A 25,040-nucleotide genomic window follows, 5' to 3' on the forward strand; every position below is an offset into this window, starting at 1 on the left:
AGCCACACGCCACGAGACACCACAACGCTCTAAACACGCGCCTCGCCGTCCGCCAGCCCCTCATCCCCGTCACGCACCAAACGCAAATAATCCTGATCCTCAGACTTACGACGCGGAACCAAACTATCAATCAACGCATCAGCACGCCCACGATTCCTCACATACAGAAAACCAATAACAGAAAACACGACCGCACCAATGAAATTCACCAACAGATCCTCCATCGTATCGATCAAACCAATATCAAGATAACCACCAACACCCAAATCCACCCCATTAACACTGGTAGCAACAATCCCATCAACCCGCACCGGCGTATTACCATGCGCCGGATCAAGAGCAACCGAACTAATCGCATGAACAACCGTGTCCTTCTGCATATCAAAACCAAACACCAAATCCATCGCAAACTCAAAAAACTCCCACACCACACCAATCGTCATCGAAAAACAAAACGACACCAACGACAAATACGCAGGAGACAACTCAAACCTGACCCGCTCCGACCGATTCAACAAATCCACCAACGAAAAACCAATCGCCGCCGCCAAAAACCCGTTCAACGTATGCAACACCGTATCCCAAAACGGAAAAATCTCATAGAACGCACTGATCTCACCCAAAATCTCCGCAGCAAACACAAACGACAGCATGATCACCTCAAGCACGGACGGCAACTCAATCCGAAACCGCACCTGAACAAACGCCGGCGCCATCAACATCAACAACGTCAACGCACACAAAAACACATTCTCATAATCACCATTGAAAAACTGCAACACCGCCATGGCAATAACCAACAAACGCAAAATCGCATACACGGCAAACGACGCCCTATGCTGATGAATCTCCAAATTCATCGCCCTACCAAACGTACGCACCCGCTCACGCCACGAACGCCCACCACGATTCACACCAACCACCATACCCATCCTTTCAACCAGCACCACAGCACGCGCCAGTCTACCGAACCACCATTACCTCCACGGCAAAACCCCACACACAACCAACACCACACACCTACAATCAACAACCAGCAACAGAACACACAAACCAACACCAGAAAAGAAGAACCACCATGTCACTCAGCACCACACAACGAACCGCCACCATCAAAGAATTCAAAGACAACATGCGACGCCTCGGACTCACCACCCAACAACTCGCACAAACATTCAACGTCACCCCACACACCATCGAACGCATCATCAACCTCCAAACCAACCGACTCGAATACCCCTGGATCATCCGCGCCTACCTCATCAACCAAGCCCACCAACAAGACACCGAACTCACACCATTCACCGCACTCCGCGGCGACCCACACGACTACTGGTTCCTCGACAACACCATCACCGACAACAACACCATCACCGACTAAACCCAGCCAACAACCACCGCACTCGCAGAACGAAGGAAACATAACCGCGCTCGCGGGATAGGGGAGCGGACGTGGCCATCATCCCGTCGATCGAACAAGTGTACGAAATGGGGAGAGTCTGTCGCCATGCCGCTTTCATTGGCGTGGTGATGCCATAATCGGGGCATGACACGATTTCTTTCCCGCTGGCTGGTGCTCACCATCGCCGCCGGCGTCATGGTAGCCATCCTGCCCGGCATGGAAGCAGTGGGGGAGCCGCCGATTCTCGGAGTCGCCGCGTTCTCGCTGTTCCTCGCGCTGATCAACGCCTCGATCAAACCGGTGGTGCATCTGATCGCCCTGCCGCTGTCGATCATGAGCTTCGGCTTGTTCGCGCTGATCCTCAACTGGCTGTTCATGGAGCTCGCATCGTGGCTTGCTCTGTCATTGTTCGACGTAGGCGTGGTCATCCACGGGTTCCTGTGGGCGGTGATCGGCTCACTGATCATGTCGATCGTCTCCGGCATCGTCAACGCGGTGATAGGGGACTGACGGTACCGATCGACATCGGTAACCATCGGAGGTTCGGGGTCGTGTCTCACCTTTGCGGAAGGCGCGACCCCGAACCATGTGCGGAGATCAACGGCGGCGTGGGTTATGTCGATGTTGCCAAACGAGGCGATCAGAAAAACTATCATTCATAGACAAGTCTATATCACAGACCTCTTCTATAATAAAAACCAACGACACTGCCAATCACAAAACACCTGCCCAAACAACGTCATCCATAACCTCACTACTGCACTGAAGGGAGGGGATCTTGAACGAAATCATTCATTCTCCGACGCGTCTGCGCGTGATGGCCACCATGGCGGAGCTCGGCGTAGGTCGGCGCATCTCATTTAAACGTTTGGTGAAGCTACTCGGAGTCACCAAGGGGAATCTTTCGGTGCAGCTGAAGAAGTTGGACGAAGCCGGTTACATCACGATCATCAAGTCGTTCTCCGCGACCGGCATTCCGGCGACACATGTGAAGCTCACACGTGAAGGCAAGGCGGCGTTCGACCGGTATCTGGCCGATCTGCAGAGGATCCTCAAGCCAGACTTCGACCTGTCCGAGGAACGGTCGGCGGACGACTGAGATCCCGGGCACACGTATTCGGCACCACGGTCGAGGATCTCTGTCTGCTCGAGGAAAACCGACGACTCGAAGACGAGAGGTGATCATCATGAAGATCCACGGACGCAAAACGCTGCACAGGGCGGTGATCAGCCTGTTCGCGGCGGCGTTCTTTCTGATTCAGGCGGTGTTCGTCACCGCTCCATATACGGGAATGCCGATTTTCGACCGCATCTTCAAGTGGGCTCTTCCGGCCTTGTGGCTCGTTGTCGGCATGATGCAACTGGCAAGCGCATTCTCCGAGAAGATGTCGCTTGCCACGGAAACCACCCTGCCGTTCGATGAACGCGATCGGCAGATCATCGCCCAGGCCAATGCCATGACCGCCAAGGTGGTGGAGGTGGTGTTGGTCATCGTGATGGTCGGAACGCTGCTGCTGTTGCCGACGTATCACAGTGTGGTGCTCGGCACCATCGGCCTTACCTGTGGGGTCATGGTCTGCCTGATGCAGGCTCTGCGCATCGGATTCGCGCTGTACTACCAGCGTGGGTAGGACAACCGGACGACGGCGGGAGTCGCTTCACACCGCACCATGTATGACGACGTATGCTAGCTTCTATATGCAATCGCACACGTGACATATGGAAGAGCGAGGTCGGTTTTGGGTGATGTGAGACAGGAGATGGAACGGCTGCGACCGGTGTACGAGACCGGCGTGCTGCGACTGCTTCTCCGCACCAATTCGAAGATGTACGTGGCGTTGCTGCGCTCCGCGTTCGACCCGCTGACCGTGGAACTGCCTCGCGAGATCCTAGAAGACCGCATCGCCCAGGGGCTACGAGGCCTTGCGGAGATCGGCGACTACACGCTTGCCGAGGACCAGACCTATCAGTCGGCCTCGCGGCTGATTCTCGGCGAGCTCACTCGTGAGGGTGCTGGCGATTACGCATGGCTCGCCAACTCGTTGGATACGGGAACACACCGGTTCCTGTACCGGCTCACAGCCCGCGCCCATCGTGCAATCGACGCGCTCACCAGACTCGATGACGATACGCAGACCCTGTCCGGCGCGCAGGCGAACAGCATCATCATGGAGGTCGAGCATGCGCGCATGCAGCTGACCGAGGACCCCCGGGAGCGCATCACCCTGCTCAACCGCGAGATCAAGGCCCGCAAGCATGAGATCAAGCGCATCCTGCAGGGGCGGAGCGACAATCGACTGTCGGAACAGGATGTGGACGACATCATCGCAGTGATCCACAACACGTTGCGTGGCGTACCCGTCGAACTGCACGAGCTGGCATTGTCCGAACGCGATAACGGTGACGAGTTACGCAGGCGCATGCAGTCCGGCGGGATGAGCGTGGACGAGATCCTCACCGCCTACCATGACGAATATCGTCGGGCCTTCCGCGAGTCCGACAGTGGTCGCCGTTTCGAGGATGCGTTCCAAGTCATCGTCACCGACGAGGGCCGTCAGCAGATCGACGACGCCATGCGCGCCATCGCCAAGACCCCGTATCTGGCGGGGGAGACGAACGCACTGCTCGGACAGGTCAAGTCGGAGCTCGCGCACATCTACGACGGCATCGAGGACGTACGACGACAGATGCGCGTCTCCGACGAGGCGGTCAGCCGTCTGGTCCGGCAGCAGACCGACACCCGGTACCGCACCATGCTCGACACACTGAACAAACTGTTCGTCAAACTCAACGCCGAAGCGAAAGCCGACCCGGATGACAGTGACGCGCCGTATGAGACCGATACGGCATTCGTCCGCCTTGCGGGTCTTCCCACACGGCCGGCCAAGCCTATGACACGCGCCACCACACCGGAGCTGGACGATCGTACGAACACGCAGGCTCCGCCTCCCGATATTCGTTCGATGATCGAAGTAGGAGGGCCCCGTCTCAAGCGCATGGTCTCGCTCATCCGCGAACATCCCCGCAAACGCGGCGATCTGGTGGATATGGCCGCCAGCTTCAACCAATTGCCGGCGGAGGAACGACGGGAAAGCGAGATCATCGGTTTTCTGGGCAGCATGCGCGCCGAAGGCGATGATTACGTGATCTGGCATTGCGTCACGCTCAATGGTGCGCAACGCTCCTGGAGAACCCGTCCGGTAATGGTGGACGAACATCTGCTGGACGACATCATGGAGGAAGGATGAACGCAACGATGACCGGAATGATCGACAGCGACGACGCCGTCAACGACGTCAATCCGAACGCACTGTTCGAAGGTGATCTCAGCACCATGCCTGCCGACGCCCGCATGGCGGCCATTGCGCTCAAACGCGACCGGTACATCGCCGGCGGTCTGTACGACACGGTGTTGGACAATCGAGACGCGGTGGTTCGTTCACTCAACAACGACATGCTGGAACTGGTGGTCAACGACCGGTATCGCATCATGTACGCCACACCGGTCAGCGGTCCGGACGTGACGATCCGATCATTGAAGACCCGTGCGAGCCTAACCCGCGAGGAGGCAGCGCTACTTGCGTTCCTGCGCATCCGGGTGCTGGAGTACGAGAACGTGAATACCGACGTCGACCAATGGATCGTCGGCTTTGAGGAGATCCGAGCCGCATTGACCACCGGCGCAGGCTATCTCGCCGCACGCAACGACGAGGAGGGCGTGCTGAAGAAGCTATCCATCACCGTCTCCATGGCGTTGACACACGGATATCTGACCGCGGTGGAGGACGACGAGGGCATGTACCGCATCACACCGCTGGTGCCCGTGGTACTGGACCGACGGCTCGCCAACGAATGGCTGAACGCGAATCCCACCACAGACACCGCCACGCCCGAATCCACATCACCGGAGGCGGGAACGGACGAATCACACGAGGCCAATGCTGGCGGAAACGGATGCCACAGAACCAGCCGAGCATCACACCGTTGCAGACGACGCCCTAACACTGTTCGACGACGCGGACGACGATCATGACGACGCCTCCGCAGACACCGTGAACGATGAGGAGAGGAAGTGACCATGCCGTCCGATATGCAGATCATCGCCGACCGATGGATGCTGAACAGTCGCCGCATCGTCAACTGGGGATCGTACGACGGCTATCACGAGTTCCGTCCGTCCACCGACGACAGGCTTCCGGTGACCCTGCTCGCCGGCGCCAGCGAGTCGGGCAAATCCACGTTGGTGGACGCGCAGATCTCCCTGCTGTACCCGACCGGCACGCCGTTCAACAAAGCATCCAATGCCGGACGCTCCGAACGCAGCGACTACACGTATCTGCGCGGCATGCTCGGCTACGGCAACAGTGGAGGCGGGGACGTCCCCGTGTTCCTGCGCGGTCGAGGCAATGACGGCACACCTCAGCCGGTGTGGGGCGCCATCGTGGACACCTACGTGAACCGCACGACCGGTCAGACGCTGTCATGCGGCAAGTTCCTGTATCTGTCCGCCGGAGACGGTCAGGGAGAGGTTCGCCGCCAGTACGTCACATGGGATCACGCCATCGATCCTCGACTGATGGACCGGTACCGCGACACCCCATTCACCCCAACCCAGCTGAAGAACACATACGACGGGTGCGACACGTTCCCGAACGCCGACGTGTTCCATGCGCACATCTGGCGGATCATGGGCCTGAGCGCAGAGGCATGCCGGCTGCTGCACAAGCTGCAGTCGGCGGATGCCCCATCCAGACTCGACGACATCTTCAAACAGGGCGTGCTCGGCGTACCGAAGGCGATCGAACTCGCCCAGGCCGCCGTCGCGGACTACGAGCGATACGACGCGAACTTCCGCAGCATGGAGGAAAAAGCCAAGCGGATCGCCAAGCTCAAGGACATCCAGACCAGCCACGACGTCTACGTCGACGCCGTGCAGCAGGAGCGTGCGTTTACTGCGGTGGACCCCGACGACGAGCGGCAGGGGCATGCGACGGTTGCCGCCTGGGTGACGTCCCGTATGACCGGTGAGGTGCGTGCGCAGCTGCCGCTTGACGAACTCGCGTTGCAGCGTCAAGAGCAGGAGCTTGAGTCTCTGCAGCGCAAAGTCAATGACCTGCAGGAGCGAGTCACACAGATCGAATCGCAGATGCAGGAGCGCGACGGCGGCAATCTGAGCCGTCTGGAAACAGAGCTCGAACAGGCCGAGCATGCGCTGGACGACGTGAAGGAGCAACGGAAACGCGTGCAGGCACGGTTCACGGCTGCCGGCGAAACCATGCCGACCGATCGGCAGTCGTGGGAGGAATGCCGCGTTCGTCTCGCCGCGCTCGACGCTGATCTCGCGCAGCACAAGGCCGAACTGGAGGAACGACGCAACACCGCCGTGGAGACGAGCGGCGGCATCAAACGCGAACTGGCCGTGCTACGTCGCGACTATGAACGTCAGCGCACGCAGCGCACCCGCATCTCCCAACCGATGGATGAGGCCCGTGCGCTGATCGCCAAGGCCACCGGGCTATCCGTGGCCGAGCTGCCGTATGTGGCCGAGCTCATGGACGTACGGGAGGACGCCGAGGAATGGCGGAACGCCATGAACGTGGTGTACGGTCAGCTGGCCCAGACCATTCTCGTGGACAAGCGGCACGAACCGGGATTCGCGGCCAAGGTGAGCGCCATCGACCCCAAGCTGATGGTCCGTCGTACGTGGACGTTCGTGGACACCACGCGGGACTATATCTCCGACAGCGAGAAAGCGTGGATGTCCGGCAAGCTGCGCTACCGGGAGGATTCCCCGTTCGCCGACTGGCTGAAATCCCAAACGTGTTCCGAACGGCTGGACGCCCTGTGCGTGGATGCCATCGACGATGAGGATCGTTCGACGCGGCAGGTGCAGCGTGACGGACAGGTCAAGTCCGGCAAGCATGGCCATCATGGCAGCAAGGGCATGCACCCGGTCATCGGCTTCGTGACCGAGGCGTATCTTGAGGAGCTGCATGCCCAGATTGCCGATGCGGAAGCCAGACTTACCTCCGCCGACGACGAATACCGTACGGCCAACGCTGATCTGGAGACCCTGAGGGCCAAGGAGACTCTTGCCGAACAGCTGTCATACACGCCGTGGGACAAGGTCGACGTTGATGGCGCCGAACGGCGGATTGCCGATCTCGAGGCAACCATCGATGCGATTCGCAACGATCCCGAACTGGCCCGACTGCTCGACATCAAGCAGGGCCTTGTACGTGAACTGGATGAGGCCCGTGAACACGCCGTCGAAGCCAAGATGACCAGGCAGGGGACCGAGCAGGCGATCCAGTCGGCGCGGCGGTGGCTTGAAGCGCATGCTCCTGCCGCCGCAAGCGACAGCCATGCCGCCCGCGCGTCGGAGGAGGGGACGACGATACCGGTTTTCGCCGACGATGTTCGTCAGGTGTTGGATGCGGCCTATGAGCGTGCATTCTCCAGCGTGCTCAACCATGATGACCGCGCGCATGTGATCGTCATGGCAGCGGCGGGCGCGGGGGAGACCGACGCCGATGACACGGGGAAATCGTTCGTCGCCCGCACCGTGGCCAGTGTGGAGAATGACCTGCGTCAGCGGATCGGCATGCTGCGCGCCGGCGTGAGCTCCGCACGGTCCGCCGTCGAGGATCGCATGGCCACGTACTGCGAACTGTATGTGCCAGATGATGACACGGTCACGGCCACCGTGGGGGACTACCGGTTCTATCAGGAGGAGCTGAAGAGTCTGGCATTGCTGGCCGCGGTGAACGCGACCAACGAGGAGTATGTGAACTGTCTGGACAAGATGCTCATGGACTTCACGCAGCTCAATCGTGCGATCGACGCCGACGCGCGCGACATCGGCGATCAGCTCGACAAGATCAACGCCATGCTGCGCGGCCAGCAGTTCGGTCCCAAGCATGGCAGCCTGTCCATCGGCGCGGATGTCCGTCGTCCGGAGGCGGCGTTCACCGGCCCGTTGAAGCGTACGATGGTTCTGCTCAATGAGTGGAAGGCCGGTGGTGTTTCGACTCCGGAGGAGAATCGTCGGGTGTTCGCCCGGTGCTCTGGTCTGGTGAACCGCCTGCGGACGGAGCTTGAACAGGTTCGTGACGCGAACGGCATTCGCAGCTACGGCGCCCGCAATCTGGATCCGCGCTGCCGGTCGTCGTTCTACGCGGTCGTGCATCATGAGGACGGCGAGGATGAGCGCATCACGTCCACCGGAGGCAAGTCGGGCGGCGCGTTGCAGGAGCTTACTTCGTTCGTGTATGGCGCGGCGCTGATCTACCTGCTGGGCGGTGATGTGACCGGACAGCCCACGTATACCACGCTGTTCCTAGACGAGGCGCTGATCAAGGCCGACGGCCGGTATACGCAGCGTGCGTTGTCCGTGTTGCCAAGGCTGGGCTTCCAGGTCATCGTGTCCGCTCCGGAAAGCAAGACCGCGGAGATTCTCGAAGTTTCCTCGAAGGCCTACGTCGCCTACAAGGACCCCGACACCTCCCGCTCCTACCTGCAGGAGGTGCTGTTGGACGACGTTCGCTCGGAGCAGGTGTCCGGGGGAGAGACCGCGGCATGAGGGATGTCGCGACAATCGTCGGCATGGTTGCCAGGCGCCTGCGTTCCGGCATGTATGAAGACAGGGATCTGTGGCCCTATACGGTGAATGTGCAACTGCCGAAAAGCAGCGAGGCGGAATTGCATGTATTGGATGTGCATGCGAATAATGCGTCGATTGGACGGTGGGCTGAGCAACATGGCTGTCAGGTCGTTCTGCGTCGACGAAAGATCGGGGTTGTGATCGACCTGATTGATGCCGTGACCATTCCCGATGAGCAGACGGCATTGCACGTTGTCGATAGGACGATCGCCGGCCAGTATCAACAAGCACGGTCGCGTGCGCATCGTCTTGGCGACGAATGCAACGTGAACAGGGCAACGGCCTTATCCGTAGCGAAACTGCTCAGCAATGAGTCGGACATGGATGTTGATCTTCTGATTCGGGCAACCGACTTCTTTGCACGGTACCTTGCCAGCCATGGCATGGAACAGCTGGCCGAATTGACTCCCCGTCAGGTTCCGCTTGCCGGATTCAGCACGAAATGGCTGTCGCAGAAGAAATCTCGCCGTTCCGCGATCTGCCGTCTATTGAACATCGATTCGCTGCCATTGCAGGAAAGACCTCGAGAGCTTCGATTCCGCCACCTGGATCCGGCACGCCAAGAGCAACCGGACATGATCGCCACACGTCCATGGTTCGAGGGCGCAATGCTTGGCATTCGCTATGTCGTTATCGTGGAGAACAAGGACACGTATCAGGCCATGCCCGCCATCAAGAACGGGCTTTGCGTATTCGGCAATGGACATGCGGCGTGTGATGGACTGCAGCTTCTGCCATGGATCGCCGATTCGGAGTCGACCGGATCATCCATCACCGTTGTCTACTGGGGAGATATGGATGCCGCCGGCTTTGAGATCCTCTCCGAAGTACGCATGGCGGGGATTGATTGCAGCTCGATGTTCATGGACTGCACCGCCTATCACCGTTACAGTGCATACGGCACGAATCTGACCGCCGACAGCAAAGAGATTCCCGTTACGATCCCCAACACCGATCTTGCACTTTCTCACGAGGAAGAGGAGCTGTACCGCATGCTGTGCACCGGAGAGGGAATTCCATACCGTCGTCTCGAACAGGAACGCATCCCCATATCGGATGCCGTCCATGAGCTTCGGCGCCGTGGCTTTCCGGTCACCGACATCCCGGCCGAGAGCTGAGATCAACACACGCGGCAAGCCTTTCCGCCGCACGTTGTTCTTGCCTGCTCATTCGTCAACTGATCGCATGGCGGTCTGGCGAGCACTGGTGGTATATGTCGCGAGGATTTGGCGCAGCAGGACGAGCATGTCGAACGACTCTTGGTCTTCAGGCAGTTTGACAAGGCAGCGCAGCATGGCGGGTCGGACGTCATGATCCGCGAAGAACCATGCGACCGGGGTCGCACGGTCGGGGATACGGGATCCGCTGAAGCATGCATACGCCGTGTAGGAGGAATCCGACGGGATGGTCCCGTCCGGCAGGTCCCTCACCAGTCGATCGTAGAAGTCGAAGCCCATCGGTAGCAGCCATGAAGCATTGTCCGGGGTCTCATACCATTGCGTGTCGATGTGGATGCTGCCGTCGTCGTTGGGCATCATCCGGAAGGCGGTCATCGGCGAACTGTCGTCGGTGGCGATGGCGTCGTCCAGTTCGTCGACCGAGTCGAAAGCGGCGAGGACGGCGAGCGTAAGCGACTGCGACTCGTCCGAATCGTCGTCCCCGCCGTCAGTGGGATCCGTCGGATCGAGTGTGTCGAACAGACTGGCGGCATAGCGTGCGAAGACGGAGAGTCTCTTTCGCGTACCGGCGAGCACGGTATCCGGCAGATCGTCGTTGACGGCAATGCCGTTGCGCACGTCACCAGAACCGTCCGGCGCGATGGTGACGTCCATACGGAACTGGGCGATGTACAGGGCGTCTTCAGGTAAGCCGGAGTCCGTGAACCCGTACCGGTTGAACAGCTGCAAGGGGCCGCCTGCCTCTTCCGGCAGGGCCTGTGCAAGCAGACGGAGCTGCGAGCGCAGCTGATCCCGCTTGGACATGGACTGTTTGACGGCATCGGCGATATGCATTTCCACGGAGTCGCGGGAATCCGAATCGTGCTGGACGGCTCCCGAAAACCATGCGGTCTCCTGGGAATCGTCGACGGGATTGTCCCCGTCGTACGCGTACAGGTATCCGGTGATACTGCGGAACGTGGTACCAATGGGCAGGGAGCTGCGGAAATCATGTGACACGATGAACTTCTTTCTTACTGCAAGATCGCCATTGATGACCCATCGTCAACGATGACTTTCCTCATCATGTTATCTCGGGAGGAGCAATAAGAATACCGATGGCATTCATCGCACGCTTCCCGGAGATTCTGCTTCTACCTGCATGACGTTCGAAGCGGCGGTACCTTGGCACTTATGGAAAGGCGTCGTGATTGCACAACCAATCACTACGCCTTTCACGTTCGGTCGGGTCTGCTCATAGATCGATCGGCTTGCTGTGGTCCTTGCGGTAGATGTCGGGTTCCACGTAGATCTCGAACGTGTACCATGGCAGGGCGTTGCGCACTGAGGTCTCGAGCTTGTCGACGGTCTGCACATCGAAGTCGCGATCGAGCTTCGAGGTTTCGATCTTGACGCACAGCAGGATGTCGTTCTCGGACATGTGCACGGTCTGCATGTTGAGCAGACGGGTTACGCCGGGCGTGGCGTTGACGGCGTCGACGATCTTGGAACGCGTATCCGGGTCAACCGCCTCTCCGATCAGCAGAGAACCGGACTTGAAGGCGAGCAGCAGGGATCCGCAGATCAGCACCAGACCGACCATGAGACCGCCGATCGCATCCCAGAGTTCGTTGTCGAGCAGGATGGCCAGTCCGATGCCGGCGCCAGCGAAGGCCAGGCCGATCAGGGCGAGCGTGTCTTCCATGATCACTGCCGCGAGTTCGGCGGACTTGGTACGTCCCCAGAACTTGTAGAGGCCCATGTGCGGGGTGTTGGTGCGCTTCATGCGTTCGTTGGCCTCTTTGGCGCTCTGATGCAGGCCGTAGCCTTCCAGGCACGCGCTGATGGCCACGACGGCGAGCGCGACGAGGAGTTCTCCCTGGTTGGCGTCACGCATGGCCGGGTTTTCCATGACGGCGACGATCTTCTTGATGGCTTCGGAGGTGGAGAAGAATCCGCCGACGAAGAAGAGGAGGGTGGCGACGACGAAGGAGGCGAGGTACTTTGTGCGGTACAGGCCGAATGGGTGGTCGCCGTCGGTTTTGTGGTGGGAGAATCGTCCGCCGATCATGAGGACGATTTCGTTGGAGCAGTCGGCGATGGAGTGTACGGATTCGGAGAGCATGGCGGATGAGCCGGTGAATGCCGCTGCGCAGAGTTTGGCGATGGCTACGCCGATGTTGGCGGCGAGTGCGGCTTTGACGGCTGATCCTGCGTGTTTGCTTTCCTGTACGGCTGGTGTCGTGCGGTTGGTGTTGTTGGTTGTTGTAGCCTGTGTAGCCGAATCCGTGGATTCGTCCATGGCGGTTCACCCCGTTCTTCCCTGACGTTGGTTGCGTAAACAGCATTCAGTATATGCCGTTGCCGTGCCTGGGATGTCGGGTTTCGCGGATTATGGCCAGGCCGTGGTCCATATGTGGTCTGCAATCCCGTTCACCTTGTCGAGCTCCTCCGCAACGCACTGCCCAAGGTTGGGGTTGCGGAGGAATAACGTGTGCGGCGGCAAGGCGCACCGAAGGAAGACGTACAAAGGTACGTCGACTGAGGAGCAACGCGGCCGACGCTCCATTATTCCTCAGCAACCAGGTCGAGGTAGTCGTCGCTCCACAGATCCTCGTCTCCGTCGGGCATGAGGAGCACGCGTTCGGGGTTGAGAGCCTTGACGGCGCCTTCGTCGTGGGTGACGAGGACGATGGCGCCTTCGTATTTGGCGATGGCTTTGAGGATTTCGTCGCGGGATGCGGGGTCGAGGTTGTTGGTGGGCTCGTCGAGGAGGAGCACGTTGGCGCGTGAGGTGACGAGGGTGGCGAGTGCGAGTCGGGTCTTTTCGCCGCCGGAGAGGACGTGGGTGGGTTTGAGTGCGTCGTCTCCGGAGAAGAGGAAGGATCCGAGGATGCTGCGGGCTTGGGTGTCGTTGAGTTCGGGGGCGACGTGGGTGAGGTTTTCGAGGACGGTCACGTCGTTGTCGAGAGTGTCGTGCTCCTGGGCGAAGTAGCCGATCTTGGCGCCGTGTCCGAAGACGACTTCGCCGGTGTCGGGCTTGTCGATGCCGGCGAGGATACGCAGGGTGGTGGTTTTGCCGGCGCCGTTGTAGCCGAGGATGACGACGCGGGATCCCTTGTCGATGGCGAGGTTGACGCCGGCGAAGACGATGTTGGAGCCGAACGCCTTGGAGATGTCCTTGGCCATGATGGGGGTGCGGCCGCAGGGGGCGGGTTCGGGGAAGCGGATGTCGGCGACCTTTTCCTGCTTCTGGGCTTCGCTGGTTTCGGAGAGGAGCTTCTCGGCGCGGCGCATCATGTTCTGGGCGGCGGTGGCCTTGGTGGCTTTGGCGTGCAGGCGGATGCCCTGCTTCATGAGGCGTTCGGCCTTCTTTTCGGCGACTTCGCGTTCGCGGCGGCGGCGTTCCTCGTCGACGGCACGCTGGTGCAGGTAGGCTTTCCAGCCGAGGGAGTACATGTCGATCTGGCCGAGCTGGGCGTCGAGGTGCCAGACCTTGTTGACGACTTCGTCCAGGAGTTCGGTGGAGTGGGAGATGACGAGGAATCCGCCCTGGAATTTCTTGAGGTAGTCGCGCAGCCATTCGATGGAGTCGGCGTCAAGGTGGTTGGTGGGCTCGTCGAGGATCATGGTGTCGGCGTTGGAGAAGAGGATGCGAGCCAGTTCGATGCGTCGGCGCTGACCGCCGGAGAGGGTGCCAAGCTCGCGCTTGAGGACCTCTTGGTCGAGGCCAAGGCTTTCGGCCATGACGATGGCTTCGGACTGGACGGCGTAGCCGCCGGCATTTTCGAAGTCCTGCTGCGCCTTGTCGTAGCGCTTCATGGCCTTCTCCATGATGTCGGGGTCAGGGTTGGTCATGTCCTTTTCCGCTTTGCGGATGCGGGTGAGGATGGTGTTGATGTCACGGGCACTCATGATGCGATCGAGCGCGGTCTGCTCCTGGTCACCGGTGTGCGTGTCCTGCGGCAGGTAGCCGAGCTTGCCGGTGACACGCACCTTGCCGGCGGTGGGCAGCATACTGCCGGTGATGACGCGGGTGAGGGTGGTCTTGCCGGCGCCGTTGCGGCCGACCAGACCGATGCGGTCGCCCTTCGCCACGTGGAAGTCCGTGGGGTTGAGCAGCGTACGTGCGCCGATGCGGATTTCCAGTCCCTGTGCGTCAATTGCCATGGTTCACCTGCCGATTGTGTCAGTTCGTCGTTCTCTCGTAAAGTCCAACCGACCATGATACCGAACGGTCTGCCAAACCAGCGGCGTCCCTCTGACTGCGAATACCGCTGCGATCCTGCATAACTCCGCGTCACCACGACGGTCTCGCGTAGTCACGCACGATACGAACCCGTAAAACGTGCGTGACTACGCGGAATTCCACCCGGAACGGTTTCAACACTGCTGTCTGACAGTACCGCCGTCCTCAAGGCTGGCGACCTTGACCGCAAGCGCGCTCGGCATCAGCTTCGTGAACGCGTAGTAGAGCTTGTAGAACAGCATCGGAGTGTAGCCGGCACGGCCGCATTCCGCCATAATGAGTGTCCGCTCGACTTCCCTGCTCAGATCGAGATAGGGAAGTCTGCCGAGCTTGCCTCCCGAGGCTCCCTTCACGTTCATTTCCGTGTTCATATTCCCGGGACTCATGAGCAGTATGTTCACGCCGCGTCTGCGTTCCTCTTCGTGTAGAGCGCGGGCGAGGAAACGCACGTATGCCTTGCTTGCGGAGTACACGGCCTGCCAGGGGATCGGGGCGAACGAAGAGACGGATCCGGTGATCACCTCGAACGATCCTTCGCACATGTATGGCAGAAACACGTGATTGACCATCGTCACGCCCATGACGTTGAGGTCGATCATGGCGTGTATGTCTCTGGCGGATGCATTGCGGAACAGTCCGTCGCGTTCGACACCGGCATTGTTGATCAGCGTACGAACGACCGGTTTTTCATTGGCGAGCATCGCGGCAAGGGCGTCATAGGATGCCGGGTCGGCGAGATCAAACGATAACGAGCGCACCTGCGCGCGGATATCGGGAAACCTGACCGCCAGCCTAGCAAGACGATCCTTTCGTCGTGCAATCAGCCAGATCTCATCGAGGTCCGGATAGCGTCGTGCGATCGTCTCGTAGAACACCTCGCCGAGTCCGGATGAGGCACCGGTGATCACCGCAATGTTTTTGCCGATGCCGTGGCGCCGAATACTGTCTGTCGCATTCACAGTCATGATGCGTTTTCTCGTGTGACGGGATCTCATTGGTGTCCCTTGCGGCGACGCGGCGCCAGTGCGGCGGGTCCATGCTTGCCGATCGCGAAAAGCAGTGCACGCATTCCGCCGATGCGGGGGTTTGGCTTCCGTCCGCGGCCAAGGCGATTCATCTGCAATTCGAACCAGCTGATGACGAGAATGCCTCCAAACGCCTTGTCGAGCGCCTTGAGACCGGTCGTCACCCATGGCAGGTCGACGGTGCCATCCCAACGGTCACGGATGATGCGCGCGGGCAGATCGGGGACGAGCACCAGGGGACGGGCGATGCCGATCATCTGCGTGATGCCTTCGCCGAGGGCGCGCTCCATGTCGCGTGCGTTGCGGAATCCTCCGGTCAGCGCGACCGGCACGGTGAGCTCACCTTTGACGCGGCGCGCGAACTCAGTGAAGTACACGCCACGCCTGCGATCCTCGATGGCGCCGCTGGTGGTCTGGATAACCGGCTTTTCGAGGGTTCCGCCGGAGATGTCGATGAGATCGACGCCGCGTCGTTCGAGCTGTTTCATGACCCAGATCGATTCCGTCTCATCGAATCCGGCGAACACGCCATCACCGGTCTTCACGGTGATGGGCACATCGCTCGAGTTGAGCTTGACCGCAATGGGGAATGCGGGGCCGACCGCCTCGCGCACCGCGTCAAACACCTCGAACAGGAATCGAGCACGATATTCGATGTCACCGCCGTATTCATCAGTGCGCCGGTTGTCGGCGGGGGAGAGGAACTGGTTGATGAGGTAGCCGTGGGCGGCGTGGATCTCCACTCCGGTGAACCCAGCCTTCTTCGCGATGCGGGCGGTGTTGGCGAATCGACGCACGATGTCGCGGATCTGTCCGACCGTCAGCTCGGTCGGTTCGGCAAAGAACCGGCCATACTCGCCTTCAAGCCTTCCGCCGCTGGGCGCGTAGGGGTGCCGGTTGATGGTGATGGGGGACTGTCGTCCTGGATGGTTGATCTGCATCCAGCAGTGGGTGCCGTTACGTGTGCCGGCCTCGGCCCAACGGCGTAGCATGCCGAGATCGCGCTCATCCTCGACCGCCACGTTGCCTGGCTCTCCCAGCTGGGTGCGATCGACCATCACATTGCCTGTGACCAGCACGCCGGCGCCGCCATCGGCCCATGTCCGGTAGAGGCGCACATGCCGCTCGGTGGGCGCACAGTCCCGGCCCGCCATCGCCTCGTTCATCGCCGACTTGTAGAAGCGGTTCTTCACCGTCGCACCGCAGGGCAGCGTGAGCGGCGTGGCGACGTTGGGCACGTGATTGTCTGTCATGACTTCCTCCATCCGTTTGCGAATGTTGACAATTTTGCAGATGTCTAAATTTGAGAGTAGTCAATTTCTGGACATTTGTAAAATTCTGGACGTTGCGATAGCGTAAAACCATTGCCACGATTCACAACACACTGAGGAAGACAGCATGAAGAAAGACCTCAACGGCAGACTCACGCGCGGGACCATCCGCACGCTCGACGCGTTCTTCGACGCGATGATGGGGTTGCTGCGCACCAAGCCGTTCACCGCGATCAGCGTCAACGAGCTCTGCGAGGCGAGCTCCTACCCGCGCGCCACCTTCTACAACTACTTCGACGACCGCGACGATCTGATGCACTACTGCTGGATCGCACTGGCGGGACGGGCGAACATGATCGATCTCGAATCGGTAGAACCGGAACGTCGCGTGGACGTCGCCCTCGACGCGATGGCGGACCTGCTTGAATCGAACGCGGACCTGCTCGCGGCCATCCTGGAGCACAATCCCGCCGACGGCCCGCTGTTCATAGGCCTGCGCACATTCATCGCCGAACGTACGCGCATCCTCATGCGCACCTGCACCGATCACGAACGCCACGAACTGCCCGACGAACTGATCGCCGACCACTACGCCTCCACCCTGATGCTCGTTCTCGACTGGGCATACCTTCGCGGGCACACGCTCACCCGCACGCAACTCCATCACTACGCCCACGCCCTGCTCAACGACGGCGAATAACGACGCCCGCCACCCGCATGGCAACGTCCGCATTCCATTCCCAGAACAGGGTGTTCCGTCTGTCTCCGGACAATAGCCACAACGATGTCGTCGCATCTACGATGGATGTCGACGACGAACGAAAGGACGCATGATGACGGGTACGAACTCACCGGATACGCAGTCGAGCGGAATGGACGATCGACCGCTGACCAACGTGGAGCGCAAGGATGCGGGACTGCCGTACCACTACGACGATCCGGCGATCATGGATGGCCAGCTGGCATGGCAGGAGAAGCTGTGGGCATACAACCAGACCAAGCCCACCGAGCAGGAGAAACGGCAACGCCTGCTGAAGGACATGTGCGCCGAAGTGGGGGGAGGGATGCCATGTGGAGACACCGCTGCACGCGAACAACGGATGCCGCCGGGTGCACATGGGGCGCGGCATCTACATCAACGCGTTCATGAGCATGGTGGACGACGCGGAGATCATGATCGGTGACTACGCCATGTTCGGCCCGAACGTCACGATCGCCACGGCGGGGCATCCGATCCTGCCGATCCTGCGCGAGCACCATTACACGTATGCGATCCCCGTGCATATCGGACGCAACGTGTGGGTGGGATCGAACGTGTCGATCCTGCCCGGTGTGACGATCGGCGACAATTCGGTAATCGGCGCCGGTTCGGTGGTCGTGGACGACATCCCGGCCAACGTGGTCGCGGCTGGCGTGCCGTGCAGGCCGGTTCGCGAGATCGGCGAAAAGGACCGCGAATACTACTTCAAGAACCGTCGCCTCGACGTATGGGAATAGGAGGAGCGGCGATGGCCGCGAACGAACCAAGGCGCACCGAACTGGACAAATGCATGGCCGGGGAGATCTACGACTGCCATGATCCGATCTTCCTCGACTACAAGAACCATGCCCGCCGTCTGCTGGCCGAATACAATCGGCTCGCCTACGACGAGAAGGAGCGCAAGACCGCGATCCTGCGAGAGCTGTTCGGCTCGATCGGAGAGAACGTGTCCGTGGGACTGCCATTCATCTGCGACTACGGGCGCAACATCCACATCGGGTCGAACGTGTCGGTGAACATGAACTGCACGTTCGTGGACTGCAACACCATCACCATCGGATCGGACACGCTGATCGCCTCCAACGTGCAGCTGTACACGGCCACGCATCCGGTGGAGCTGCACGATCGTCTGCGCGACGACTGGACACCGGGAGACACCCGATACCGGTGGCACACCTACGCCCGTCCCATCACGATCGGCTGCGGATGCTGGCTAGGCGGCGGCGTGATCGTGCTGCCGGGCGTAACGATCGGCGACGGTACGGTAATCGGCGCGGGCTCGGTCGTCACCAAAGACGTTCCGACCAACGTGGTGGCCGCCGGCAACCCCTGTCGCGTTCTGCGTCGGATCAACGACAGCGATGCGGAGCCCGGCGCGACGGACGCCCGTTAGCGCAGACGGCGCCCCAGCGATTCGATGACGAACAGCGCGGGAACCTGCGTGGTGGCGTTGTACCCGCCATTCACCCGTTGCGACGGCAGCCCCGCACTGAACGACCAGTCGCACAGTCGTCCCAACGTGGAGTGCACGCTGTTCGTCACGCCCAATGTCACGCTCCCCGCCGCCCGGAACGCCTCCACGGCCTTCACCAGTTTGGACGTCTCCCCGCTTTCCGACACCGCGATCACCGCCATATGGTCGCGCGCATAGGCTGAGACCGGGTAGAAGGCGTCGGTCATGCCGATGGCGAAGATGCCGAGATTGGCGAACAGGCGGGCTCCGTATTCGGCGATCACCCCGGAGGATCCCTCGCCGATGAACACGATCGGCTCCGCGTCGCCGATCAGCCGCACGGCCATGTCGAGATGCTCCTCGAACGCGGGGGAGTTCGCACGATCGAAGAACAACGCCAGATCGTGCAGATCCTGACGAGGCTCCAGGCGAGGTTCGGTCCGCTTCTTGTTCACCTCGCGCAGCGCGTTGCGGAATTCCGTGTAACCGGGGTAGCCGAGCTTGTCGCACCAGCGCAGGATCGTGGACGGCGAGACGAACGTGGCGGAGGCGAGCTCTCGGATGGTCATGTACGCCACGGATTCCGCATGCGCGATCACGTACCGATAGATGCCTGTCTCCGTGTCGTTGAACCGCTGGATGTCCTCGAAAGAGAACATCATCGACCGGCCTCGGATTCGTTCAGCCGGATCATATGTTCGATGAATTCACGAACAGCGCCGCGTCCGCCGTCACGACGGCAGACATAGTCGACGACGTCAATGATGCCCTGCGTGCTGTCGGCCGGGCATCCGGACAATCCCGCGAACCGGATGGCCTCGAGATCGTTGAGATCGTCGCCGATGTAGGCGACCTCGTTTCGCGTGAGCCCGCGCTCCTCCATGAGACGCCTCAACAGCGGCAGCTTGTCATGCACGCCCTGATGCAGCTCGGTGATGCCCAACTCGTCGGCTCGGCGGGCGAGAATCGTCGAATTACGTCCGGTGATGATCATCGGCGTGATCCCGGCATCGGGCAGCAGATGCTTGATGCCGTATCCGTCCTTGCAGTTGAACGTCTTCATCATCTCGCCGTCGGCGCCGATGCAGATACGACCGTCGGTCAGCGTGCCGTCCACATCCATTACCAGCAATCGAATCGTCATGCGTTGGCTCCTTTCCGCTTTCCGCCGCGCAGTTCCGGCAGCATCACGATGAATAGGACGATGGCGATGATCGCGGTGATCAGATCGGAGATGGCCTGTGCGGCGATCACCCCATCGTATCCGGCCATGCGGGAGGCAACCGCCAACACGACGACCAGCACCACGCCCTGGCGGCTGAGCGACAGAATGAACGCGCCAAGCGCCTTGCCGGTGGATTGGAATGTGCAGGTGGTCACCATGATGATGCCGACGCACACCAAGCTGAGCAGCTGCACGCGTAGCATGCCCGCACCCAGATCGATGATGTGCCGGTCACTGATGAAGAAACCCATAAGCTGACGGTCGAACACGCTGAGTATGACGGTCATGACGATGGCGAAACAGCTGAGGAAGATGTAGGAGAATCTGAGAATTCCGGCCAGACGCCTCATGTTGCGCGCACCATAGTTGTATCCGATGAGCGCTTGCGCGCCGAACGCGAAACCAACGAACACGGACACGGCGATCATCACGACCTTCAACGCGATGCCCATGGCCGCGACCGGATCGTTACCGTAGCGCAGTAGGTACAGGTTCACCATGATGATGCCGAAGCTCTGCGTGAAGCTGGTGATGGCCGAGGGAATGCCGATGACGAGAATGTCCTTGATCTCTAGGGACGTGATGTTGAGCAGACGGCGGCGTACCGGCACCGGATGCTCCTCGAACGCCTTGCCGTAAGTCTTGCCGGAATCATGCGCGGCGCGGCCGGCATCGGCGTTGGAATGCAGCATGAGCCGCGGGTCGATCGACAGATTGGTGCTGCGAAACAGCAGGAACCAGACAAAGTACGCGTCGGTGCACACGTTGGCCAGCACGGTGGCGAACGCGGAGCCGGCGGCTCCCCAGCCGAATCCCTGAATGAACAGCGGGTTGAGGATGATATTGATCACGGTGCCGGCGATCTGGCCAATCATGGACGGTACGGCATGACCTTCGGTGCGCAACTGGTTGACCGGCGTCATGGAGACGATGATGAGCGGCGATCCGATAAGTATCCACGTGTAGTAGGCGGAGGCGTACGACCAGGTGGCGTCGTTCGCGCCGAGCAGGCGCAGGATCGGATCATGGAAGATCAATCCGAATGCCATGACGAGGATGCCGACGAACAACGCACCATAGAAGCAGAACACGCTGAGTCTCTTGCCATCGGCATACCGGTGCTGACCGAAAAGCCTGGAGATGACGGAGCTTCCGCCAAGACCGAAGATGTCGCCGATGGCGATCATGACCATGAACACGGGTGCGGACAGCGACACGCCTGCCACCATGTTCGCGTCGCCGGTATGGGCGATGAAATACGTGTCGACCATGTTGTAGACGAGGGTGACAAGCATGCTCATCACCACGGGCATGGCCAAGCTGAAATACGCTTTGGGAATCGACGCCTTCTCGAACAGTTCGCTATCCATCAGTTGCCTCTAGATGCCATTGGTTTCACTCTTTTTCGCGGGGCAAGCAGCTTGACCCATTGCGTAGTAAACCGCATGAGTCTGGACATTTGACCGCCGGCGTCAAATAAAAGTCGGTGGACCATAGGACAGTGGGATTGATGTCCACCAACGATGACGGAAGGGGCGCCGATGCGCATCAGCGACGAGGATTTCGAGAAGGCCATCGAAGAGGCATTGCAATCGATCCCGGCGCGCTTCCATCGGGCGCTGAACAACATCGGCATCGCCATGGACGACGAGCCGAACGAACGCGAAATCGCCACCATGGATGATGCATGCAGTGAATTGCTGGGATTATATGAGGGGATTCCACTGCCGCAGCGGACGAACGGATACGGGGGAGTGATGCCGGACGTCATCACGATCTTCAAAGGGCCGCATGAGCGCATCTGCGCCACGCACGAGGAACTCGTCATACAGATACGCAAAACCGTGATGCACGAGATCGGCCACTACTTCGGCTTCGACGACGACTACCTGCATGCCCACGGATACTAAATCAGATATCGATCGACTAGCAGCAGCCGGTGGACTGGTGGGTCTCGTTGAAGTCGTCGCGTGCGCGCCAGAATTCGCGTTCGCTCATCGGTTCGTGGTCGGGATGATTGCGCCAATGCCGTTCGACGTACCGATCATAGGCGTTCTCGCCGGTAAGATCACGCCAGAACGCGCGAAACTCATGCCATGTGGTGCGAATGGCTGCCATGTTCATCGTTAGTCTCCTTCGAAAACCGAAACCATTGTGGCCGCCGAAACGGCTGATGCCATTCCGACGGCCACAATGAATCATTGGAATCGGGTCATGTCCGGGCGTTCATCACGCCGGCTGCTTGACCTTGCCCTCCAGTTCGTCGCGCTGCTCGCGGCTGAGACCGGGGATGAGCTCCGGGTCGCCGACGATCGCGTACTCCTTGACGAGCTTGCGGTCGAGCTTGGACGGGATCATCGTCACCGGGGCGAAGAAGTTCGACTCGACGAACGGATCCTCACTGGTGGCGGTGTCCTTGGTGCGGACGGTCTGCACGATGCGCACCAGACCGCACACCATCACGAACGCCACGGTCACGAGGAACACCACGGAGAGCGTGCCCTGAATGAACGTGTTGCGCACGATCGCCTTCTCGATCTCGATCTGGGCGGGATCGGTGAGGGTGGCGAGCTTCGCGTTGGCGTCACGCCACTGCTGCCAGTAGCCGACGGCGGAATCCGTGGAGAAGATCTTCTGCCACGAAGCCACGAAGGTGACGGCGGTGTCGAACACCAGCGGGATCACCGGAATCCACACGTACTTGACATAGCCCTTGCGCACCACCATCACGGTCACCACGAGCAGTGCCACGGCGGCTATCAGCTGGTTGGCGATACCGAACAACGGATAGAGCGTCTGTATGCCGCCTCGCGGATCGGTCACGCCCATCAGCAGCAGCGAACCCCATGCGGCGACCACGACGGCCGTGCAGGACCATGCACCGATGCGCCATGACGGATCCTTGAACTTGGGCCAGATGTTGCCCAATGCGTCGGACAGCTGGAAGCGGGCCACTCGGGTCACCGCGTCGACCGCGGACAGGATGAACAGCGCCTCGAACATGATGGCGAAGTGGTACCAGAAGCCCATCATCGTACGTCCGCCACCGATCTGGTGCAGGATGTGCGCCATGCCGACGGCCAGGGTCGGCGCGCCACCGGTACGGGAGACGACGGAGGGCTCGCCCACGTCCTTGGCCAGCTGGCGGTAGGCGTCGGCGTCCTTGTAGACCTTGTCGTTGCCGTTCTCGTCCCAGGAGTCCCATTCGGCGTGGATCTTGTTGCCGTGCACGTCGGTGACGCCGAGGTTCTGCACGGCGGCGGCCATGATGTCTTCCTTGTCCTTGGCGGTCTGCACCACGGCGGTGCCGGCAAGGTTCTCACTGGTGGCCTCGGACGTGTTCATGCCGAAGTAGATGCCCTGGTTGAGGGAGATGGCGGCCACGATGGCCATCACGGCCACGAAGGACTCCATGAGCATGCCGGCGTAGCCGATCATGCGCACCTGGCTCTCCTTCTGGATCATCTTCGGCGTGGTGCCGGAGGAGACCATGGCGTGCATGCCGGACAGGGCGCCGCAGGCGATGGTGATGAACAGGAACGGGAAGATGGCGCCGGCGAACACCGGGCCTTCGGTGTTGGTGGCGAATGCGGTGACGGCCGGCATCTCCACGATCGGACGCACGATGACGATGCCGAGGGCGAGGATGCAGATCGTGCCGACCTTCATGAACGTGGACAGGTAGTCACGAGGCGTGAGCAGCAGCCACACAGGAAGGATGGCGGCGAAGAAGCCGTAGATCACCATGCACCACACCAGCGCGGTGGGCGACAGGTGCAGGTACTGGCCGAACGAGGATTCGGACACCCAGCGGCCGGCGATGATCACGAAGATCAGCACGGCGAATCCGACGATGGACACCTCGGTGATCTTGCCGGGCTGCACATAGCGCAGCCACAGACCCATGCAGATGGCGATCGGGATGGTGCAGCCGACGGAGAACACGCCCCACGGGGAGGCGGCCAGAGCGTTCACGCAGATCATGGCGAGCACGGCGAGCACGATCATGAGCATCACGAACACGATGATCGTGGCGACGGAGCCGCCGATCTTGCCGATCTCGTCCTTGGCCATCTGACCGAGGGAGCGACCGCCGCGGCGCATCGAGAAGAACAGGACGAGCATGTCCTGAACGGCGCCGGCAAGACACACGCCGACGATGATCCAGATCGTACCCGGCAGGTAGCCCATCTGGGCGGCCAGGATCGGACCGACCAGAGGTCCGGCGCCGGCGATGGCGGCGAAGTGGTGTCCGTAGAGCACCACGCGGTTGGTCGGATCGAAGTCCTTGCCGTTGTTGATGCGCTCAGCCGGCGTCGCGTTGCGGTCGTCCGGCTTCATGATCTTCTGCTGGATGTAGAGCGCGTAAAACCGGTAGGCAATCGCGTAGGTGCACACCGCAGCGATGACGAACCACAGCGTGTTCACCTCCTCGCCTCGGATCACGGCGATCATCAGCCACGCGAGTACGCCCAGCGCGGTGATGGCCACCCAGATAGCCACCTTCTTCGGTGTCCATTTGTAATCGGGTTCCACCCCAACCGGAACGCCCTGCTTGTTTCTGATGATTCGGGATTCTTCCTCCTCGGTGTAGGAGGGGATCCCTTCCTTTGCAGCCACTTTGCTCATGGCCCCTTCTCCTTACAGAAGCGCGACTCTGCACTTCTGGTTTGTAAAGGTACGTTGGAGGAAAGTGATTGTCAACGTCATTTAGGGAAAATTCATCTACATGGCATCAAAAAGGTCGCATCCCGAAATATTGCCCGCATATTGGACCAGATTTTGGACACCTTCGCCGATATCGAACAGTCGTTCGAAACGATGGGCGAACTGCG

Annotated in this window: 24 protein-coding genes; 13 read left to right on the top strand and 11 right to left on the bottom strand. The window is 60.4% G+C overall.

Annotation, left to right across the window (positions count from 1 at the left end; genetic code table 11):
• Positions 1-29 precede the first annotated feature (29 nt).
• Complete coding sequence (locus Tam10B_RS01300; protein WP_198947501.1) at positions 30-860, bottom strand: hypothetical protein; 831 nt, start codon at positions 858-860, stop codon at positions 30-32.
• A gap of 218 nt (positions 861-1,078) precedes the next feature.
• Here Tam10B_RS01300 and Tam10B_RS01305 point away from each other — a divergent pair, with 218 nt between their 5' ends.
• The 8 genes from Tam10B_RS01305 (at position 1,079) to Tam10B_RS01340 (ending at position 10,183) form a co-directional block, all read left to right on the top strand.
• Complete coding sequence (locus Tam10B_RS01305) at positions 1,079-1,381, top strand: DUF2316 family protein (RefSeq protein WP_093959478.1); 303 nt, start codon at positions 1,079-1,081, stop codon at positions 1,379-1,381.
• A 165-nt stretch (positions 1,382-1,546) separates the two neighbouring features.
• Complete coding sequence (locus tag Tam10B_RS01310) at positions 1,547-1,912, top strand: phage holin family protein (protein ID WP_093959479.1); 366 nt, start codon at positions 1,547-1,549, stop codon at positions 1,910-1,912.
• Between the two features lie 268 nt (positions 1,913-2,180).
• Positions 2,181-2,501 carry a transcriptional regulator gene (locus Tam10B_RS01315; RefSeq protein WP_198947495.1) on the top strand — a complete coding sequence of 107 codons (321 nt, stop codon included), beginning with the start codon at positions 2,181-2,183 and terminating at the stop codon, positions 2,499-2,501.
• A gap of 88 nt (positions 2,502-2,589) precedes the next feature.
• Positions 2,590-3,033 (top strand): hypothetical protein, encoded by a 444-nt coding sequence (locus tag Tam10B_RS01320; protein WP_143248496.1) that lies wholly within the window; start codon positions 2,590-2,592, stop codon positions 3,031-3,033.
• A 108-nt stretch (positions 3,034-3,141) separates the two neighbouring features.
• Positions 3,142-4,650, top strand: a complete 1,509-nt coding sequence (locus Tam10B_RS01325; protein ID WP_093959481.1) for a DUF3375 family protein — start codon at positions 3,142-3,144, stop codon at positions 4,648-4,650.
• 8 nt (positions 4,651-4,658) lie between these two features.
• Positions 4,659-5,435: a DUF4194 domain-containing protein gene (locus Tam10B_RS01330; RefSeq protein ID WP_093959725.1), complete on the top strand. Its 777-nt coding sequence runs from the start codon at positions 4,659-4,661 to the stop codon at positions 5,433-5,435.
• 45 nt (positions 5,436-5,480) lie between these two features.
• Positions 5,481-8,984 carry an ATP-binding protein gene (locus Tam10B_RS01335; RefSeq protein ID WP_093959482.1) on the top strand — a complete coding sequence of 1,168 codons (3,504 nt, stop codon included), beginning with the start codon at positions 5,481-5,483 and terminating at the stop codon, positions 8,982-8,984.
• The gene (locus Tam10B_RS01340) at positions 8,981-10,183 is read left to right on the top strand and encodes a DUF3322 and DUF2220 domain-containing protein (protein WP_093959483.1); all 1,203 of its coding nucleotides are present in this window, start codon (positions 8,981-8,983) and stop codon (positions 10,181-10,183) included. Before Tam10B_RS01335 ends, Tam10B_RS01340 begins: the two co-directional genes overlap by 4 nt.
• Before the next feature lie 48 nt (positions 10,184-10,231).
• On the opposite strand, the gene Tam10B_RS01345 is transcribed toward Tam10B_RS01340, so the two are convergent.
• The 5 genes from Tam10B_RS01345 to Tam10B_RS01365 all read right to left on the bottom strand — a co-directional run bounded on the left by Tam10B_RS01345 (position 10,232) and on the right by Tam10B_RS01365 (position 16,749).
• Entirely contained in the window at positions 10,232-11,242 is a 1,011-nt protein-coding gene (locus tag Tam10B_RS01345; RefSeq protein WP_093959484.1) for a hypothetical protein, read from the bottom strand.
• Between the two features lie 235 nt (positions 11,243-11,477).
• Positions 11,478-12,524 (bottom strand): cation diffusion facilitator family transporter, encoded by a 1,047-nt coding sequence (locus Tam10B_RS01350; protein ID WP_093959485.1) that lies wholly within the window; start codon positions 12,522-12,524, stop codon positions 11,478-11,480.
• A gap of 266 nt (positions 12,525-12,790) precedes the next feature.
• The gene (locus Tam10B_RS01355; RefSeq protein WP_093959486.1) at positions 12,791-14,392 is read right to left on the bottom strand and encodes an ABC-F family ATP-binding cassette domain-containing protein; all 1,602 of its coding nucleotides are present in this window, start codon (positions 14,390-14,392) and stop codon (positions 12,791-12,793) included.
• A gap of 213 nt (positions 14,393-14,605) precedes the next feature.
• Positions 14,606-15,436 (bottom strand): SDR family NAD(P)-dependent oxidoreductase, encoded by an 831-nt coding sequence (locus Tam10B_RS01360; RefSeq protein WP_093959726.1) that lies wholly within the window; start codon positions 15,434-15,436, stop codon positions 14,606-14,608.
• Positions 15,437-15,462: 26 nt separating this feature from the next.
• The gene (locus tag Tam10B_RS01365) at positions 15,463-16,749 is read right to left on the bottom strand and encodes an NADH:flavin oxidoreductase/NADH oxidase family protein (protein WP_093959487.1); all 1,287 of its coding nucleotides are present in this window, start codon (positions 16,747-16,749) and stop codon (positions 15,463-15,465) included.
• Positions 16,750-16,894: 145 nt separating this feature from the next.
• Between Tam10B_RS01365 and Tam10B_RS01370 the strand changes: the two genes are divergently transcribed.
• From Tam10B_RS01370 to Tam10B_RS01380, 4 genes are all read left to right on the top strand, one after another.
• A complete protein-coding gene (locus Tam10B_RS01370) occupies positions 16,895-17,467 on the top strand; it encodes a TetR/AcrR family transcriptional regulator (RefSeq protein WP_093959488.1) in 573 nt (190 codons plus the stop codon).
• Between the two features lie 130 nt (positions 17,468-17,597).
• A complete protein-coding gene (locus tag Tam10B_RS13445) occupies positions 17,598-17,951 on the top strand; it encodes a maltose acetyltransferase domain-containing protein (RefSeq protein WP_233133528.1) in 354 nt (117 codons plus the stop codon).
• Complete coding sequence (locus Tam10B_RS13450; protein ID WP_233133529.1) at positions 17,884-18,264, top strand: DapH/DapD/GlmU-related protein; 381 nt, start codon at positions 17,884-17,886, stop codon at positions 18,262-18,264. The genes Tam10B_RS13445 and Tam10B_RS13450 overlap by 68 nt, the downstream gene beginning before the upstream one ends.
• An 11-nt stretch (positions 18,265-18,275) precedes the next feature.
• A complete protein-coding gene (locus Tam10B_RS01380) occupies positions 18,276-18,920 on the top strand; it encodes a sugar O-acetyltransferase (protein WP_093959489.1) in 645 nt (214 codons plus the stop codon).
• Here Tam10B_RS01380 and Tam10B_RS01385 read toward each other — a convergent pair.
• The 3 genes from Tam10B_RS01385 to Tam10B_RS01395 are packed head-to-tail and all read right to left on the bottom strand — an operon-like array spanning position 18,917 to position 21,575.
• Positions 18,917-19,642, bottom strand: a complete 726-nt coding sequence (locus tag Tam10B_RS01385) for a MurR/RpiR family transcriptional regulator (RefSeq protein WP_093959490.1) — start codon at positions 19,640-19,642, stop codon at positions 18,917-18,919. The two genes, Tam10B_RS01380 and Tam10B_RS01385, sit on opposite strands and share 4 nt — an antisense overlap.
• The gene (locus Tam10B_RS01390) at positions 19,639-20,124 is read right to left on the bottom strand and encodes a KdsC family phosphatase (RefSeq protein WP_093959491.1); all 486 of its coding nucleotides are present in this window, start codon (positions 20,122-20,124) and stop codon (positions 19,639-19,641) included. The genes Tam10B_RS01385 and Tam10B_RS01390 overlap by 4 nt, the downstream gene beginning before the upstream one ends.
• Positions 20,121-21,575 (bottom strand): MATE family efflux transporter, encoded by a 1,455-nt coding sequence (locus Tam10B_RS01395; protein WP_093959492.1) that lies wholly within the window; start codon positions 21,573-21,575, stop codon positions 20,121-20,123. The genes Tam10B_RS01390 and Tam10B_RS01395 overlap by 4 nt, the downstream gene beginning before the upstream one ends.
• Before the next feature lie 171 nt (positions 21,576-21,746).
• Between Tam10B_RS01395 and Tam10B_RS01400 the strand changes: the two genes are divergently transcribed.
• Positions 21,747-22,115: a metallopeptidase family protein gene (locus Tam10B_RS01400; protein ID WP_093959493.1), complete on the top strand. Its 369-nt coding sequence runs from the start codon at positions 21,747-21,749 to the stop codon at positions 22,113-22,115.
• A gap of 16 nt (positions 22,116-22,131) precedes the next feature.
• Here the strand turns inward: Tam10B_RS01400 and Tam10B_RS01405 are convergent, their stop codons facing one another.
• Together Tam10B_RS01405 and Tam10B_RS01410 are read right to left on the bottom strand one after the other, a co-directional pair.
• The gene (locus Tam10B_RS01405; protein ID WP_198947496.1) at positions 22,132-22,323 is read right to left on the bottom strand and encodes a YbdD/YjiX family protein; all 192 of its coding nucleotides are present in this window, start codon (positions 22,321-22,323) and stop codon (positions 22,132-22,134) included.
• Between the two features lie 111 nt (positions 22,324-22,434).
• Positions 22,435-24,834 carry a carbon starvation CstA family protein gene (locus Tam10B_RS01410; protein WP_093959495.1) on the bottom strand — a complete coding sequence of 800 codons (2,400 nt, stop codon included), beginning with the start codon at positions 24,832-24,834 and terminating at the stop codon, positions 22,435-22,437.
• Positions 24,835-25,040 lie beyond the last annotated feature (206 nt).

Source organism: Bifidobacterium vansinderenii, assembly GCF_002234915.1.
GTDB lineage: Bacteria > Actinomycetota > Actinomycetes > Actinomycetales > Bifidobacteriaceae > Galliscardovia > Galliscardovia vansinderenii.